Source organism: Desulfobacula sp., assembly GCF_030145145.1.
GTDB lineage: Bacteria > Desulfobacterota > Desulfobacteria > Desulfobacterales > Desulfobacteraceae > Desulfobacula.
On the sequence record NZ_JAQYWD010000002.1, the window covers coordinates 20,633 to 35,625 of the forward strand.

Below are 14,993 nucleotides of genomic sequence, written 5' to 3' on the forward strand. Positions count from 1 at the left end.
AACGTCATATTGGACTCAATTATTTTTTTTAACCTATCGTGACAAAAAATATTTTTTTAAATGGATGGTCAATTCCCTGATAATCTGGAAGGAGAATACATGTCTGCAAAGGAAATAAGATTACATGGCCGTGGCGGCCAGGGCGCTGTGATGGCGGCAAAGATGCTCGCGTCGGCTTTCGCCATTGAGGGGAAGGCGGTGGCAACCTTTCCAATGTATGGATTTGAGCGACGCGGTATGCCGGTCATTGCATTTACCCGTTTCGACACTGAACAGATTCTGGAAAAGACCCAGATCTACACGCCGGATTTGCTCATGGTCATCGACCCCACCCTGCTCAGTCTGCCAACCCTGTTTGATGGGTTAAAGCCGGGGGGGGTATTGATTCTCAACCGTGACAAACCCCTGGCGGACCATCCCAGTGAAAACTTAGAGAAAGTAGGTGTGGTCAATGCCACCCATATTGCCTTGTGTGAAATTGGCAGGGACATCCCCAACACCTGCCTGCTCGGCGCACTGGTCAAAACCACGGGCTGGCTGAATCTGACGTCGCTCTTGACCGCACTGGGAGAATATTTAGACGGTTCAATGCTTGAAAAAAACATTCGGAATGCCACCCGAGGATACAATGAGACGGAGGTACAAACATGGGATTTATAAAAGAAAATGAAAAATGTCTTTGTGAAACCGAAGCCTGCTGGTCATATTCAGACAAGCTGCTGCTATGCCTGGATACAAGCAGCTGGCGGACGCAGCGGCCGGTTGTCGACTATGAAACGTGCAATTGTTGCGGCCTTTGCTTTGTCTTTTGTCCGCCGCAATGCATCACTGAAGATGGTGAGAAATTCACACCCAACCTCGACTTTTGCAAAGGATGCGGTGTGTGTGCCAAAGAATGCCCCAAAGGGGCCATCAAAATGATCTCTGAAGGAGAATATGCAGATGAATGCCCTAGCAGATAAACACGTAAAAGTGATAACCGGAAATGCTGCAGCAGCTCACGGAGCAAGGTTATGCCGACCGGATGTGGTGGCTGCGTACCCGATTACCCCCCAGTCTGAAGTGGTCGAACAGCTGGCAAAGTGGCACGCAGACGGGAGTATTGATTGTGAATATGTAACCGTTGAAGGTGAAAATTCAGCTCAAAATGTCGTTTGCGGTGCTTCCATGGCCGGCAGCCGTGCCTACACGGCAACATCCTCTTATGGACTGGTCTACATGTACGATGCCATGCTCAACACCGCCGGTTACCGTGCACCCGTGGTAATGGTAAATGTCAACCGGGAACCACCGGGGATTCATGCGGTCTGCTCCGGTCAGCAGGACATGATTTGTGTTCGCGATTCAGGATGGGTGCAACTGATTGCCGAAAATTGTCAGGAGATTCTGGACCTCTCGATTCAGGCCTTCCGACTGGCCGAGGACCATGGCATTCAATTGCCCGTGATCCTCAATTATGACGGTTACTACCTCTCTTACCTTGCTGAAGCCGTAAACATTCCCTCGGTTGCTGAGGTGGACGACTATCTGTCCATACTTAAAACCCAGCCGAAAAGGCCCACATTGATTCCCGGGCAAGGCATTGGCTGCGGCAGTCACGGTATTGGCCCAGGCTTTGTTGAGGCGCGTAAAAAACACATGGATGCCCTGGACCGGGTTTATCAAATGGTTGATGATATTGACGCGGAATTTGATCAGGCTTTTGGTCGCGGCTATGGTGGACAGCTCGAGGCGTACCGGTGTGAAGATGCAGATATCATTCTGGTGACGTCCGGCAGTGCCGTGGGAACCGCCCGCACCGTTGTAAATGCCAGGAGGGAAGCCGGAATAAAAGTGGGCCTGGTGAAAATCCGGCTGTTTAGACCATGGCCCATCCAGCGGCTGGCCCGGGTACTCAAAGGTAAAAAAGCCATTGGCATTCTGGACCGGAGTCTTTGTTTCGGCTGGGGATGTGGTCCGCTCCACATGGAGACAAAAGCCATCATACCGACCATCGGTGAGTTTATACCCATGTTGGGGTTCATCGATGGACTGGCCAATATGGACATTACCAAAGAGCATATCGACAAGATGATTGATGATATTTATAGTGCATCCAAAGGAAACTCCTATCAGGAAGTCACCTGGTTGCCATAGCATGAGTGAGGGTAGAAAATGGCTGCAAAGATAAAAAAACTGCCGAAAGTGTGTGATTATTTCCAAAACGAGGACCAATTTTCCAGTGGCGTGGCGTATTGTGCCGGGTGTACCCTTGAGCTGCATGCAAGGATGGTCTCTAAAATAATGGGCAAAGAGACCGTCATTGTCGGTACACCATCTTGTTCAGCGCCGGTTCTCAACGGTCAGAACGCAGCGGCCTGGCATAAGATGGGTCATTACGCCTGTACCATGACCGGTGTGGCATCCAGTGCAACAGGATTGACCCGGGCCTACCAGAAAGCCGGCACCGATGCCACGGTGGTCTGTTTTACCGGAGATGGGTGTGCCCAGGATATTGGTTTTCAGACCCTGAGCGGTGCGGCTGAGCGTAATGAGAAAATGGTCTACATTTGTTATGACAATGAAGGATACATGAACACCGGTATCCAGCGCAGCAGTGCAACACCCTATAGTGTTGCGACCAGCACGACACCGGTTGGAAAAGCCCGAAAAGGGAAAGAAACAGGATCAAAGAACTTACCGCTCATAATGAGTCTGCATGACATTCCCTACGTGGCCACAGCCACGTTGAGTCATTTGGAAGACTATGCCAAAAAACTGACCAAAGCCAAGGAAAAATCCAAAGAAGGATTTGCCTATGTGCATGTTTTCTGTCCTTGCCTGGTGGGATGGAAGATCCCCATGGACAGCTCCATTCAGGTATGCCGAGCTGCGGTACGCACCAATTTTTTTCCCCTTTGGGAATGTGAAGACGGTAAATACAAAATAACAAAAGAAATCAACAAACCAAAGCCCATTGCTGATTTAACCCAATTAATGGGGAAATACAACCATATGGATGAACAGATGCTGGCGAATTTTCAACAAATTGTAGACAGACGGTTTAACGTCTTACAAACATTATGCAGTATATAACCCCTTGTCACCTGGCCGGGCGTCTCTTGTTATGCCCACCAGGGCATGGGGGTGAGTAAAAAATAGACAAGGACGTCCGGATGGATCCAGGGAGGACCTATCTGACAGCTGCGCTGATCACGGATGATTGAAAACTTTATTCATGATATCGAGTTTGACCCACTCAAGATGGTTACGAACAGCCACCGCTGCTGCTTGCTTGTTTTTTGATTTTATACTCTCTAAAATAACCTGGTGCCCTTCAATCGCTCTAATGGCTGTTTCAGCATTGTACAAGGTCTTCATACGATACCGAAGCATATACCCCCGGAGCAGCTGACAGAATTCAAACAGTCGTTTATTTCCGCTTGCACGGTTTAAAATTTCGTGAAACTTTAAATCATCATCGACAAACCTCTCAGGATTTCCATTTGACACGCCTGCTCTTGCCTTGTTTAAATTTTCTTCCAGGGCTTTGAGTTCTTTGGGCGTTATGCGGTCAATCGCCCACTGGGCAGCAAGGGTCTCATTTACGATTCGGATTTCACACAATTCCTCTATTTCATCTTTATCCAAGGTTAATACCCGATACCCCACTCGTGGAATCACTTCGAGAAGGCCTTCTCTCTCGAGCATATGAAGGGCTTCCCGGACCGGCGTGCGGGATGTATTGATTTCCCGGGCAATTCGAGCCTCTACAATTCTTTCTCCAGGTGCAATTTGCCCGCTGAGGACGCTATTCCGGACAGTGGTACACACTTTTTCTCGAATTGAGACGGGTTGGGGAAGATTGATGTTAATTTTCTTTCTTGGCATGGACGTTATCCTAAAACAGGCATCAAATTAATTAAGCGTTTGATTGAATATCCTTTTTATTTCCACTAAGTGCATACGGTACCCCAATGTATCTATCCCGTTTCTTTATGTCAAATCTTTTTTCCGGGTTAAATACGCCTTTGGATGTGTCAAGCGAACCATTGGTCAGGTTACATTATTTCTTCAAGGACAGTTTATTGTGTACTCAACTTTCGGTCTTCAGCGTTACATCCTGATCCGGCCCTCAAATACCAGGGTGGCCGGACCGGTCTTAAAAACATGGCGGGTTTCTTTGTCCCAGTGGATATCCAGATCGCCGCCATCCAAGTGAACAACGGCGGTATCCCGGGCCCTGCCCGTCAGGTGGGCCGCGACAAGAGCGGCACAGGCCCCGGTGCCGCAAGCCAGGGTGGGACCGGCACCCCTTTCCCAGACCTTCATTTTTAATTCCCTGTCATTTACCACTTCAATAAATTCAACATTGGTCTTTTCAGGAAATCGTTCATGGGTTTCAATGGAGGGACCGATCCGTTGGATATCCACTTTTTCAACATCCGCCACAAATATAACGGCATGGGGATTTCCCATGAATAGGGCTGTAATGCAATAGGTCTCGTCCCCCACCACCAGATTTTCTTCAACAGCCTGCTCATTCGGGCTTTCAAAAGGAATATCCCGGCAGGCGAGAAGCGGTTCGCCCATATCCACCCGTACGGACACAACCCGGCCCTGATCATCCACCATCACCTCGGGAATGACGGTTCCCGCAGTTGTATCCACCCTTAGCTTTTTTTGGGAAATGATCTTTTTTTCATACAAAATTTTGGCAAAACACCGCATGCCGTTGCCGCACATCTGGGCCTTGGATCCATCGGAATTATAGATCCTGAATTTAATATCATGGTCCATGGCATCCAGTATCAGGATAATCCCGTCTGCCCCAATGCCGAAATGCCTTGAGCAAAGCCTTTTTGCCAATGCAGGATAGGGTTCATGCCGCCCGATGTCACCATTTCTGTCGTCCAGAACAATAAAATCATTGCCCAGACCTTCCATTTTAACAAAATCAAGTTCCATATGCTTCTGTCTCCTGAATTGCCCTATCCAAGGGTTGAAATAATCGTGTCACCCATTGCTTCCACCTGCCAGTGTCTCACCGGCTCAATGGTTAAAAGATCTTCCAGGGTGGCCGGATTTTTAAATGCGATCAAGCCCATCACCGCGTTATTCAATAAAAACCCCGGTTCAATCCCCATGGATTGGCTGAGCCGCTCTCTCATTTTTTTCAGCCGGTCGATCCGATCCTGAACACGGTTGTCTTTCCGGGGTCTCCGGGTTTTCGGATATGCGGGCAAGGCCTTATGGTCCAGTTTCATGGCCCTGACAACAGCATCCACACATAGGTGTCCATACATGCCAGCCTGTTTTTTACTCAAGGCCCGCATCCCAACTATCTGATCGATGGTCACGGGTTTTTCGCAGGCCATGGTCATCAAAGAAGGGTTGGATATGATTTTAAACAGGGGTTGATCTTTTTTTTCAGCAATGGAAAGCCGCATCAGCAATAGATTTTCAAGGACGGCCAGGCTCCTGTTATCAATTTTGCCCGCACCTTTAAACTTTTTAAACAGGGGCAAGGCATGATTATTTTCATACCGGACCTTTGCCTGTATTTCAAACTCTTCTCTGGCCCAGGAGAGACGTCCTTTTTCTGCAAGCCGCCCTTGGATAATCTTCTGCAGCTCTACCAGATGGGCCACATCCCCCACGGAATATTCAATCATCTCCGGTTTGAGCGGCCGTCTTGCCCAATCGACTTTCTGAAATTTTTTATCGACATCCACGTTAAAATTTCTTTTTAACAGGGCGGCAAGTCCCCGTTCTTTAATCCCCAGGAACCGGCAGGCAATTTCCGTATCAAACAAATTGTTCACCTGTACCTGATAATCCCTGTCAAGACTTCTGACATCAAAATCAGCCCCGTGAAACACCTTGATCACCGCTTTATTTTCAAGCACCCTTAAAAAGGAAGATGCCTCCTTTATCTTAAACGGATCAATTAAAAAAGCTTCCTTTGCCGACGCAATCTGGATCAGACAAATTTTTTCCTTAAAACAATGCATGGAATCCGCTTCCAGATCCACTGCAATTGTTTTTTCCTTTAACAGATCATCACAGACTTTTTTAAGTTCTGTTTCTGATTCAATAAACTTGTAATTCAAAATATTTTCCCTTGATTGTTTACCCTACTTCTTCTAAAATTCATGTTTTACATTTAACAGAAAACAAAACACAATGGAAAACAAGATGATTAACATAACATTTCCAGACAATAGTATAAAGAGCTTTGAAAATATACCCACAGGAATGGATATTGCCAAAAGTATTTCAGAAGGATTTGCCAGAAATTGTGTGGCAATGAAAATCAATGACCTGCTTCTGGATTTAAGTGGACAGATCAAAGAAGATACGGCCATCAGCTTTATTACGGCCAATGACGAAGAAGGGCTCGATATCCTGAGGCACTCTTCCGCCCATGTCATGGCTGAAGCCGTGTTAAACATTTATGCGGATGCCCGACTGACCATTGGGCCGGTTGTGGAAGACGGATTTTATTATGACATCGACATGGCTCCGATATCAACAGATGACCTGGGTACCATTGAAGCTGAAATGAAAAAAATTATCAAGGCCAAAAACACGTTCCAACGGAAAGTGGTGTCAAAAGAAGAGGCCCTGGATATATTTAAAGACAACCCCTTTAAACTCGAAATCATCAATGAACTTGACGAAACCCAGGAAATCTCCCTGTACCAGAATGGCAAATTCATTGACCTTTGCCGCGGTCCCCACATCCCCCACACCGGCATGATCAAGGGATTCAAACTGTTGAAAATCTCCGGTGCCTATTGGAGAGCAGACCAGACAAGGGAGCAGCTCCAGCGGCTTTACGGCATTTCGTTTTTTGACAAAAAAAAACTCAACCAGTACATCCACATGATTGAAGAAGCCCGAAAACGGGATCACAGGAAGCTGGGCACCCGCCTGGACCTCTACTCTTTTCATGACGAAGCCGCGGGCATGCCCTTTTTTCATGCAAAGGGCATGGACATATGGAATGCCCTCCTGGACTACTGGCGGGAGGAACACAAGACTGCCGGGTATGTGGAGACGAAAACCCCTGTCATGCTCAACCGGAAACTCTGGGAACAAAGCGGTCACTGGGAAAATTACCGGGAAAACATGTACACATCGGTCATTGACGATGAAGAATATGCCATCAAGCCCATGAACTGCCCCGGCGGTATGCTGCTGTACAAAACAAAATCATACTCCTACCGGGATCTGCCCTTAAGAGCCGGTGAAGTCGGCCTGGTTCACCGGCATGAACTTTCCGGTGCCCTGTCAGGTCTGTTCCGGGTCCGGGCCTTTCACCAGGATGATGCCCATATTTTCATGACACCGGATCAAATCGACAATGAAGTCCTGGGGGTACTGAAACTGGCCCAGAGAATCTACAGCCGGTTCGGCCTGAAATTTCACCTGGAACTCTCCACCCGGCCCAAGAAATCCATTGGCTCTGATGACCAATGGAAAGAAGCTACAAACGGCCTGAAAGCCGCCCTGGAACTCTACGGTCAGGCCTATGCCATCAATGAAGGCGATGGCGCATTTTACGGCCCCAAAATTGACATCCATATCAAGGATGCCCTGGGAAGAACCTGGCAATGCGGCACGGTTCAATTGGACATGGCCCTGCCGGAAAGGTTTGATTTGACCTACAAAGGCCAGGACAATGAAAAGCACCGGCCCATCATGATCCACCGCGTCATTTACGGTTCTCTGGAAAGATTTTTCGGTATCCTGGTGGAACATTTTGCCGGCAAGTTCCCCTTATGGCTGGCACCGGTTCAGGCGATCCTGCTGCCCATCAACCAGGATTTGACGAACTATGCGGAAACCGTCAAAACCGAACTTGAGACCTTTCAAATCCGTTGCGAGGTGGACAAGCGAAGCGAGACCCTGAAGAAGAAAATCAGGGATGCCCAGCTCAATTACATCCCGTTGATCATCACCATAGGGGACAAAGAAAAGGAAACCCAGACCCTTTCTGTCAGGACCCTTGATGGAAAGGTCAGAATGGGTATCTCTACGTTTGATTTCATCGCACCGGTATCGAATCATATTAAAGAGAGACTCCTGGATGAGGCCATTTTCTAAGCACCTGCGCCTGATCTTTTTTTACAGACTGCCGGTAATCGCCTTGTGTGCCTTGATTTACTGGCAGTCTTCTTCTCCCGGCATGATCTCCGGGTCTCTGTTCCCCCATGCGGACAAAGTGCTTCATTTTGGTGCCTATGCCGTTCTGGCCGTTCTTTTTGCCAGAAGTTTGAAACAGGAGAAACCCTTCTGGTCCCCCTTAACACTCAAACTCATTGTCATTTTTTTTGCCGCATTGTACGGATTATCCGATGAGATCCACCAGGCCTTTGTTCCATCAAGAGAAATGTCTGGCTATGATTTCCTTGCGGATTGCGCCGGAAGCCTGGCCGGCTGCCTCGTTTATCTGCATTTTTTCCCCGTAAAAAGCAATACTGCTTTTTCATCTAAAGAAGGAGAGGGGTTTTCCTCATGACAATTGCACAGATCATCAGTTCCGATGGCTATATTCACTCGATCCGGGGGGAAGAAAACAACACCGATATCGTGAAAGCGCAATTTTATTTTCCCCATGTATCGGACTATATCCAGGGCGCCATCCGGGAAAAGAAACCCTTTATCTTTTCTGCCAGAAGCGGAAATGCCCAGATCGGTATTAAAATGGATCGCATTTCCCCTGATGAAGCGCCTGTTTTAGATGGGGCCAGGGTCTTCCTTGAAGGCCAAATCCAAAATTTAAATCCATTGCTGGACAATGCCTTGGATTTATTTCAAAAAGGGGATGAAATCGGGAGGATCGCCATTTTAGATCCCGAACTCAGGGTCAACGATGTCCGCCATTATTTACACAAAAGACTGTTCGTGGGCAGAAAGGTGGCCAAAGGGTATTATGACGGATTTGAGATCCATGAAGAAACAGACCCTTATTCAGGTAAAACCTGTGACTATATATCGGTTGAGCTGGAGCCCTACCAATACGTATTTGAACCGGAAGCCATGAATCTATCCAGCATCAATTCGGTCATTAAAAAGGGGCGCAGCGCCTTAAGCAAGATCCGGTCAAGAATCCAGATAGACCTGAAAAAAAAACACCTGAAGAAAAAAGCGCTTTTTATTGGTGCGATTAAAATTTCCTTAGGTGATATTATTGGTGTTGTGGATACGATTGTGGAACCTGAAGGCACCAACATCGACCATCTGCCGGCCAGGATACTGGATCCGTTCCGAACCTTTCGCGACCGGCAGGTGGAATTGTATAATTTTGGAGACCAGGACATTTCACTGGCAAAAATCAAGGTGAGAATCCGGTTTTATCGGACGAATAATCCATTAACCGTTCCCTTGGAAAAAACAAAGATAAAGAACGGATACCGCCTTTATGATTTATTAACCACCTCTGAAATCCACACCCTGTTTCAATCCATTGAAAAAGAGTCACTGGGAATGATTTTGAATAAAGGAAATTTTATCCAGATTCCCCGGGCCATCGACTCAACAGGAGAAGCACAGCTCGAAATCATTAAACATTGTATTTTCGAAAGTACGTTCCGCAAGCCCCGACACCCCCGTTCGGCAGACATGGAATGCGGGTATCAAAAGACGCTGGAAAAGCTGTCCGCTTTAGGCGGTGTAAACAGCCGGATTTTTATTGGGCATGATTTCCCCTCCCCTGAAGTCATTGATGCCTTGAGAAGAAGCGGCCTGCGAACTTTTTTGATTGCCACCCATACGCCGTCGTTCGAAGATGATTACGTTAAAAAAATGATCGCCCTGACCCATACACAGCGATCGGGATGCGAATTTTTAAGATATGATTCCGGAATCGATAAACTCTACACGTTTTACCATGGCAGTTTTATGGAACCGGATGATAAAAGCCGCTTTGATAAGGTTCGGTACTGGTTTGCTTTTTACGGTTCCCATACCAAGGATGCCGACAACCGGTTAACCATTGACCTGCTCAAACGGCTTGCCGCAGCATTTGGAAATGAAATGGGCATCGTTCATGGCGGCGGGCCCGGCCTGATGAAGGAATCCAACGACATTGCCAGACAATATAATATTATGAGCATTGGGGTGGCCATTGATCTGGAAGGAGAACACCAGCAGTCGCTGACCACCTGTGACGGCTTGATCAAATACAAGGAAGGCCTTCGCCTGGCCAGGCAGGACCATATTCAAAAACTGAGCAATTTGCCGATTATCAATACCGGTGGATATGGGAGTGCTGAAGAATTGTTTATTTCCATCACCTCCATGAAACTGCATGAAAATCCGTTAACCCCTGTCATTCTTCTGGATCCCAATGGATTATGGGAACATGCCCGACAACAGATCATCAAAATTTCCCAAAAAAATTATGGCCCCGTATTTACCCCCCACCTGATTAAATCCTGCCGGAATGCCCAGGAAGCCATGGATGAACTGTCACTGTTTTTAACCCATCCCGACATGTGGTATAAAAACAACAACATTCCCCGAAAAAACATTGAGCAAGCCCGGCAGAAATCCATACGAATCCGCAAGAAACTGCTGCGCCAAGATGTCATTGAGGTATTTGACACACCCATGGTTCCATTTTAAGGGAATCTTCAAACCGGTGACACCCGCCTGATCCCGTTTGGTGATGCCGGCATCACATGTCCGTGCCGGATCCGTATGATACCGGCTCTCTTATCCATCTCAACAGCCTGGTACCTGCCTTTTCAAGCATGCATTGCACATCATGATCACAACCGGTTTTGATAAAACACGCATCGGCTATGGGAATTTTTAAACCGTCCATGTGGTGGCGGAAGCCATCATTAAAGCTTGCCAAAACCCCTGTCAATATAAAAAAATCAACCCTGCCGCGAACCTTGTCCGCATTTTTTTGTGCCAGTTCATAAACACTGTTCGCATTGAAATACGGCTCGTTTTCATGAAAATTATCACAAAAAATATCACTGCGAAACTGCTTGAAGGTTTTTAACGTATGAATGGCGCCATCCATGCTGATGCACATGCCAAAATATTCCGGCAGCTTCATGGCATATCGTATCGCACCGTAGCCCCCCATGGAAAATCCGGCAATAATTCGCTTCTCCCGGTCGGGTATCACTGGATAGGTCTTTTCAATATAGGGGATCAACTCCTTGATCAGGTTGGTTTCAGCCGGTTTTTTACCATCGATGCTGTCCATCCACATGGAATTGGTATACCCGTCGGGCGTCACGATGATCATGGGATCGGCCCTGCCTTTCTCAACGGCTTTTTCCATGTACCCTGCCACAGTGGCAATATTGGCAGTATAGTCCTCATTCAGGCCGTGAAGATAATACATCACAGGAAATTTTCGCCCAGGCGCCTGATGATATTCCCGGGGCAGATAGAGGCCAAACCAAATCTCTTTATGGGTCAATGGGCCCCGAATGGCCGTAAATTCAATATGTCCGTTCATAAAAAACGCCTTCCCCCTCTAAATATACAAATCAGATCCTTACCAGTGCCACCCCCTTTTAGTACCCCTTAAAACCAAATTCAAGTCTTTTAACCTGCTTTTTATATGGAAATGCGACTGCAGAGCCCCCGACGGGCGATGGGATCGGCCCGTCGGGGGCGGCATAATACCATTTTCGTTATTCGTTGTGCCCGCCAGGGCATGGCCGTTATTTAAAACAGCCATCAAATTGACGACCGTATATACGGAGAATACCATTGCGGTTGCGGCAAAAACCCGATACAAAGAAAAGGAGAATCATCCCAAATGTTTCATGACAGCTTCACCCCTGGTGAACATGTATTTGATGTTACAGTGGAGGACCATGATAAAAGCCGAAAAGTCCATGGATATTGAGTGGGTAAGGGTCGGGACCTACCTGAACAGGATGCCCGGTTTCGTCAGCATCCTGGCTAATTTTTGCGGGGCATTGTCTGCCACCCTTTATTTTACGTTTTTTGATCGGATTTCCGTTGTCAATGTCAACTTTCAAAAGGACTTTCTGATTCCGGTGATTAATTTTGTTTTTCTGATTTTTATCGGATCCGTTGTCTTCAGAAGATGGTTCCGGCCGCTTAAAAAATTCATCCAGCTCAAATCAACTGGTCAGCCTTCAGATCCAGGTCTTTTTGAAACGGCCCAGAAAAAAATTCTAAACCTGCCATATACAGCTGCAATGGCGTCATTGTTCAACTGGGGACTGGCAGCCATTGTTATGAGCAGCGTGGTGGTCTTCCAGGATGGATTTCCGGAACTGACAATGGAACTGTGGTTGACTGTTTTCCGGGTATTTGCAGGGATTATTTTCTGTGGCATTGCCACCTGTGCCATGGTTTTTTTTCTTATGGAAAATTTGTGTCAAAAAGTTATCCCTAATTTTTTCCCCGCGGGTGATCTTGTCAGCATAAAAGGGGTATTCCGGCTGAATTTGCGGAGGAGGATAATGGTAACCTTTGTTTTTGCCTCTTTTATCCCCATGACAGACCTTGCGCTGCTGTCATATTCAAAGGCAAAAGAAATGACGGGAACAGACCCTGAAACCGTTCTTTCCAGCCTGGGACTGTTAATCCTATTTGTCTTGTTTGTGGACCTTTCCCTGGCGTTTATCCTTTCACATCTGCTGTCACGGATCATTGTCAAACCGGTAACGGAAATGAAGAATGCCATGGAACTGGTTGAAAAAGGAAATTTAACCACATCCGTAACCGTATCTGATAACAATGAACTGGGCATACTGGCCCATCATTTTAATCAAATGACAGAGGGCTTAAGGGATCGATACCAGATAAGGCAATCCCTTTCCCTGGCACGGGATGTCCAGCAGGATTTACTGCCGGGAGCAGCCCCTGAAATTGAAGGGTTGGATATTGCCGGTAAGATTGTATACAGTGATGAAACCGGGGGCGATTATTATGATTATATTTATCCAAACAACCCAAAGGATAAAAAAATCGGCATTGTTATCGGCGATGTGTCTGAACATGGCATTTCATCCGCCCTTCTGATGGCATCAACCCGGGCGTTTATACGCCAGCGGGTTGCGCTTCCGGGAAGTCTTGCCCGTGTGGTGACGGACGTGAATTTTCAGTTCAGCAGGGATGTTGAAAACTCAGGACGGTTTATGACCCTTTTTTTCTTGTCCGTAGCGTATGGAAAAAATACCCTGGAATGGGTTCGTGCCGGCCATGAACCCGCCATCTTCTATGACCCATTGACCCATTCCTTTGAAACGTTACAGGGAAAAGGCATCGCACTGGGGATTGACGGGGCTTTTGAGTACAAAAAATATAAAAAAACCGGTTTTGATGCCGGTCAGATGGTTGTCCTGGTGACCGATGGATTATGGGAGGCAAAAAACAAGAACGGAGCGATGTTTGGGAAAATGCGGATCCAGCAAATCATTGAACACAACAAAGAGAAACGGGCAGAAGAGATACTGGACCGTCTGATGAACAGCGTTGAAGCGTTTACCGGCAACAAAATCCCTGAAGATGATATCACCCTGGTCATTGTGAAAAGAAAATAATGCCGGTGACAGGCGATGGATGACACGGCCGTATCAAATAACCCCGCGCCACAATGTCACTGAATATCACAAAACGCAACCCGGTGGTTCCGTTACAAAAAGAACCACCGGGTTGCGCCGTGTGATATGGTAGAAGTTTCTATATCCACCCGATTAAGCGCCAAATCCGAATATATGACCCAGTCGCATCTGGGAAAATTTACCTGGATTTTTTGTTTTGGAAATACTGTTCCATTTGCTCCGGATCAGTTTGATATCATCCTTTCGCCACATGGCCGATATCAACAATCCAATGGTATCGGCATATTTGCCGATGGCCTGTCCACCGATCACCTTGCCGTCCAGCAAAATCACCCGCAAATAATCTGCCCCGTTTTCCTTTTCAATAACCTCGGACTCCCCTAAAAGGCATTCGGTTCCCCGGATGGTTTTGCCAAATGTAGCCGCATGGGTCTTGAAAAAGTGGGCCCGGGCAAAGGCATGGGCACCCAGGTATTGGGTCTTTTCGCCCAAAATATTTTTGGCAACAATCTGTCCCTGTTCAATGGCGTTGTGTTTCAGCTGAAACATGGCGGCCTCACCCGTGCATGCATCAACGGTTTCAACACAGTCACCGCAGGCATATATATCCGGAACACTGGTTTCCATCTTCTGGTTGACCTGGATGCCGCGACCGGTTTCAATGCCGGCGGTCCTGGCCAGGGCCGTTCCGGGAACCACCCCGGTGGCCACCACAACCGTGTCGCATTCAATCTCTTGTTTATCGGTTACAACACTGGTCACCACATCGGTCCCTTTAATCCGGAGAACCTTTTCACTGGTGCAAACATGAATGCCATATCCTTCCATGGCCGCTGCAAGCTTTTTGCCGGCAGGCTCGTCAAACAGGGTCGGCAAAATCCAGTCGAACAATTCGATGATATAAACCTCGTACCCTTTTTTCTTTAATGCTTCTGCCGCTTCGATCCCAATGGCTCCGGAACCGATAACCACAGCACAGCTTCCCGTGTGCGAACGAAGTTTTTCAGTTTCAATCAACTGCTTGCAGCTGAAGATCCCCTTTTTATCTATCCCCTCAATAGGCGGAATAAACAGATCTCCACCGTGGGCCAACACCAGTTTATCGTAGTCGATTTCCAGTCCTTTATCTGTGGTAACACGCTTTGCCTCAGGGTCAATGGAAACAACTTTGTTATCAAAAACAAGCGTGATATTATGCTGTTCATAGTCTTCCATTTTTTTCCTGAAAACATTCTTTTTTTCAACCTCACCACCAAGGAAATACGGCAGCGAGCAAGGATCATATTCCGGAACGCCCTCAGCAGAAATAATACAGATTTCGTGTTCCTGATTCTGTTGGCTCAGTGTAAAAGCCACTTGATTGCCGGCAATTCCATTCCCAATAATTAAAACTTTCATGGCACCTGCTTATTTACATGTTAAAATGGTTCTGGGTTG

The 14,993-nt window shown here is 47.2% G+C and carries 13 protein-coding genes; 8 read left to right on the forward strand and 5 right to left on the reverse strand.

Annotated elements, in window-relative coordinates:
• The first annotated feature begins 99 nt into the window (after positions 1-99).
• From Q1Q15_RS01150 to Q1Q15_RS01165, 4 genes are read left to right on the forward strand one after another with little or no spacing between them, the layout of a single operon-like run.
• On the forward strand, positions 100-660 hold the full coding sequence (locus tag Q1Q15_RS01150; protein ID WP_300455450.1) for a 2-oxoacid:acceptor oxidoreductase family protein: 561 nt from the start codon (positions 100-102) through the stop codon (positions 658-660).
• Positions 648-962: a 4Fe-4S binding protein gene (locus Q1Q15_RS01155; RefSeq protein ID WP_300455451.1), complete on the forward strand. Its 315-nt coding sequence runs from the start codon at positions 648-650 to the stop codon at positions 960-962. Before Q1Q15_RS01150 ends, Q1Q15_RS01155 begins: the two co-directional genes overlap by 13 nt.
• On the forward strand, positions 943-2,136 hold the full coding sequence (locus Q1Q15_RS01160; RefSeq protein WP_300455453.1) for a pyruvate synthase subunit PorA: 1,194 nt from the start codon (positions 943-945) through the stop codon (positions 2,134-2,136). The genes Q1Q15_RS01155 and Q1Q15_RS01160 overlap by 20 nt, the downstream gene beginning before the upstream one ends.
• Before the next feature lie 18 nt (positions 2,137-2,154).
• Positions 2,155-3,075: a thiamine pyrophosphate-dependent enzyme gene (locus Q1Q15_RS01165; protein WP_300455454.1), complete on the forward strand. Its 921-nt coding sequence runs from the start codon at positions 2,155-2,157 to the stop codon at positions 3,073-3,075.
• Between the two features lie 117 nt (positions 3,076-3,192).
• Here the strand turns inward: Q1Q15_RS01165 and Q1Q15_RS01170 are convergent, their stop codons facing one another.
• From Q1Q15_RS01170 to Q1Q15_RS01180, 3 genes are all read right to left on the reverse strand, one after another.
• Complete coding sequence (locus Q1Q15_RS01170) at positions 3,193-3,870, reverse strand: GntR family transcriptional regulator (protein WP_300455457.1); 678 nt, start codon at positions 3,868-3,870, stop codon at positions 3,193-3,195.
• Between the two features lie 225 nt (positions 3,871-4,095).
• On the reverse strand, positions 4,096-4,947 hold the full coding sequence (gene dapF, locus Q1Q15_RS01175; RefSeq protein ID WP_300455459.1) for a diaminopimelate epimerase: 852 nt from the start codon (positions 4,945-4,947) through the stop codon (positions 4,096-4,098).
• A 23-nt stretch (positions 4,948-4,970) separates the two neighbouring features.
• The gene (locus Q1Q15_RS01180; RefSeq protein WP_300455462.1) at positions 4,971-6,092 is read right to left on the reverse strand and encodes a ribonuclease D; all 1,122 of its coding nucleotides are present in this window, start codon (positions 6,090-6,092) and stop codon (positions 4,971-4,973) included.
• 85 nt (positions 6,093-6,177) lie between these two features.
• On the opposite strand from Q1Q15_RS01180, the gene thrS reads away from it, so the two are divergent.
• The 3 genes from thrS to Q1Q15_RS25420 all read left to right on the forward strand — a co-directional run bounded on the left by thrS (position 6,178) and on the right by Q1Q15_RS25420 (position 10,614).
• On the forward strand, positions 6,178-8,091 hold the full coding sequence (gene thrS, locus Q1Q15_RS01185; protein ID WP_300455464.1) for a threonine--tRNA ligase: 1,914 nt from the start codon (positions 6,178-6,180) through the stop codon (positions 8,089-8,091).
• On the forward strand, positions 8,075-8,506 hold the full coding sequence (locus Q1Q15_RS01190; protein WP_300455466.1) for a VanZ family protein: 432 nt from the start codon (positions 8,075-8,077) through the stop codon (positions 8,504-8,506). Before thrS ends, Q1Q15_RS01190 begins: the two co-directional genes overlap by 17 nt.
• 1,550 nt (positions 8,507-10,056) lie before the next feature.
• A complete protein-coding gene (locus tag Q1Q15_RS25420; RefSeq protein ID WP_363320848.1) occupies positions 10,057-10,614 on the forward strand; it encodes an LOG family protein in 558 nt (185 codons plus the stop codon).
• Positions 10,615-10,666: 52 nt separating this feature from the next.
• On the opposite strand, the gene Q1Q15_RS01200 is transcribed toward Q1Q15_RS25420, so the two are convergent.
• Positions 10,667-11,470 carry an alpha/beta hydrolase-fold protein gene (locus Q1Q15_RS01200; RefSeq protein ID WP_300455471.1) on the reverse strand — a complete coding sequence of 268 codons (804 nt, stop codon included), beginning with the start codon at positions 11,468-11,470 and terminating at the stop codon, positions 10,667-10,669.
• Positions 11,471-11,834: 364 nt separating this feature from the next.
• Here Q1Q15_RS01200 and Q1Q15_RS01205 point away from each other — a divergent pair, with 364 nt between their 5' ends.
• Positions 11,835-13,535 carry a PP2C family protein-serine/threonine phosphatase gene (locus tag Q1Q15_RS01205; RefSeq protein WP_300455474.1) on the forward strand — a complete coding sequence of 567 codons (1,701 nt, stop codon included), beginning with the start codon at positions 11,835-11,837 and terminating at the stop codon, positions 13,533-13,535.
• Between the two features lie 153 nt (positions 13,536-13,688).
• Here the strand turns inward: Q1Q15_RS01205 and Q1Q15_RS01210 are convergent, their stop codons facing one another.
• Positions 13,689-14,954: an FAD-dependent oxidoreductase gene (locus Q1Q15_RS01210; protein WP_300455477.1), complete on the reverse strand. Its 1,266-nt coding sequence runs from the start codon at positions 14,952-14,954 to the stop codon at positions 13,689-13,691.
• Positions 14,955-14,993: the final 39 nt, after the last annotated feature.

What these genes read in the sequence shown, in the direction of transcription:
- Q1Q15_RS25420 (WP_363320848.1), top strand. Translation starts at nt 10,057, where the DNA reads ATGAAGGAATCCAACGACATTGCCAGACAATATAATATTATGAGCATT.
- Q1Q15_RS01160 (WP_300455453.1), top strand. Translation starts at nt 943, where the DNA reads ATGAATGCCCTAGCAGATAAACACGTAAAAGTGATAACCGGAAATGCT.
- Q1Q15_RS01205 (WP_300455474.1), top strand. Translation starts at nt 11,835, where the DNA reads ATGATAAAAGCCGAAAAGTCCATGGATATTGAGTGGGTAAGGGTCGGG.
- Q1Q15_RS01200 (WP_300455471.1), bottom strand. Translation starts at nt 11,470, where the DNA reads ATGAACGGACATATTGAATTTACGGCCATTCGGGGCCCATTGACCCAT.
- Q1Q15_RS01165 (WP_300455454.1), top strand. Translation starts at nt 2,155, where the DNA reads ATGGCTGCAAAGATAAAAAAACTGCCGAAAGTGTGTGATTATTTCCAA.
- Q1Q15_RS01170 (WP_300455457.1), bottom strand. Translation starts at nt 3,870, where the DNA reads ATGCCAAGAAAGAAAATTAACATCAATCTTCCCCAACCCGTCTCAATT.
- Q1Q15_RS01210 (WP_300455477.1), bottom strand. Translation starts at nt 14,954, where the DNA reads ATGAAAGTTTTAATTATTGGGAATGGAATTGCCGGCAATCAAGTGGCT.
- Q1Q15_RS01190 (WP_300455466.1), top strand. Translation starts at nt 8,075, where the DNA reads ATGAGGCCATTTTCTAAGCACCTGCGCCTGATCTTTTTTTACAGACTG.
- dapF (WP_300455459.1), bottom strand. Translation starts at nt 4,947, where the DNA reads ATGGAACTTGATTTTGTTAAAATGGAAGGTCTGGGCAATGATTTTATT.
- Q1Q15_RS01150 (WP_300455450.1), top strand. Translation starts at nt 100, where the DNA reads ATGTCTGCAAAGGAAATAAGATTACATGGCCGTGGCGGCCAGGGCGCT.
- thrS (WP_300455464.1), top strand. Translation starts at nt 6,178, where the DNA reads ATGATTAACATAACATTTCCAGACAATAGTATAAAGAGCTTTGAAAAT.
- Q1Q15_RS01155 (WP_300455451.1), top strand. Translation starts at nt 648, where the DNA reads ATGGGATTTATAAAAGAAAATGAAAAATGTCTTTGTGAAACCGAAGCC.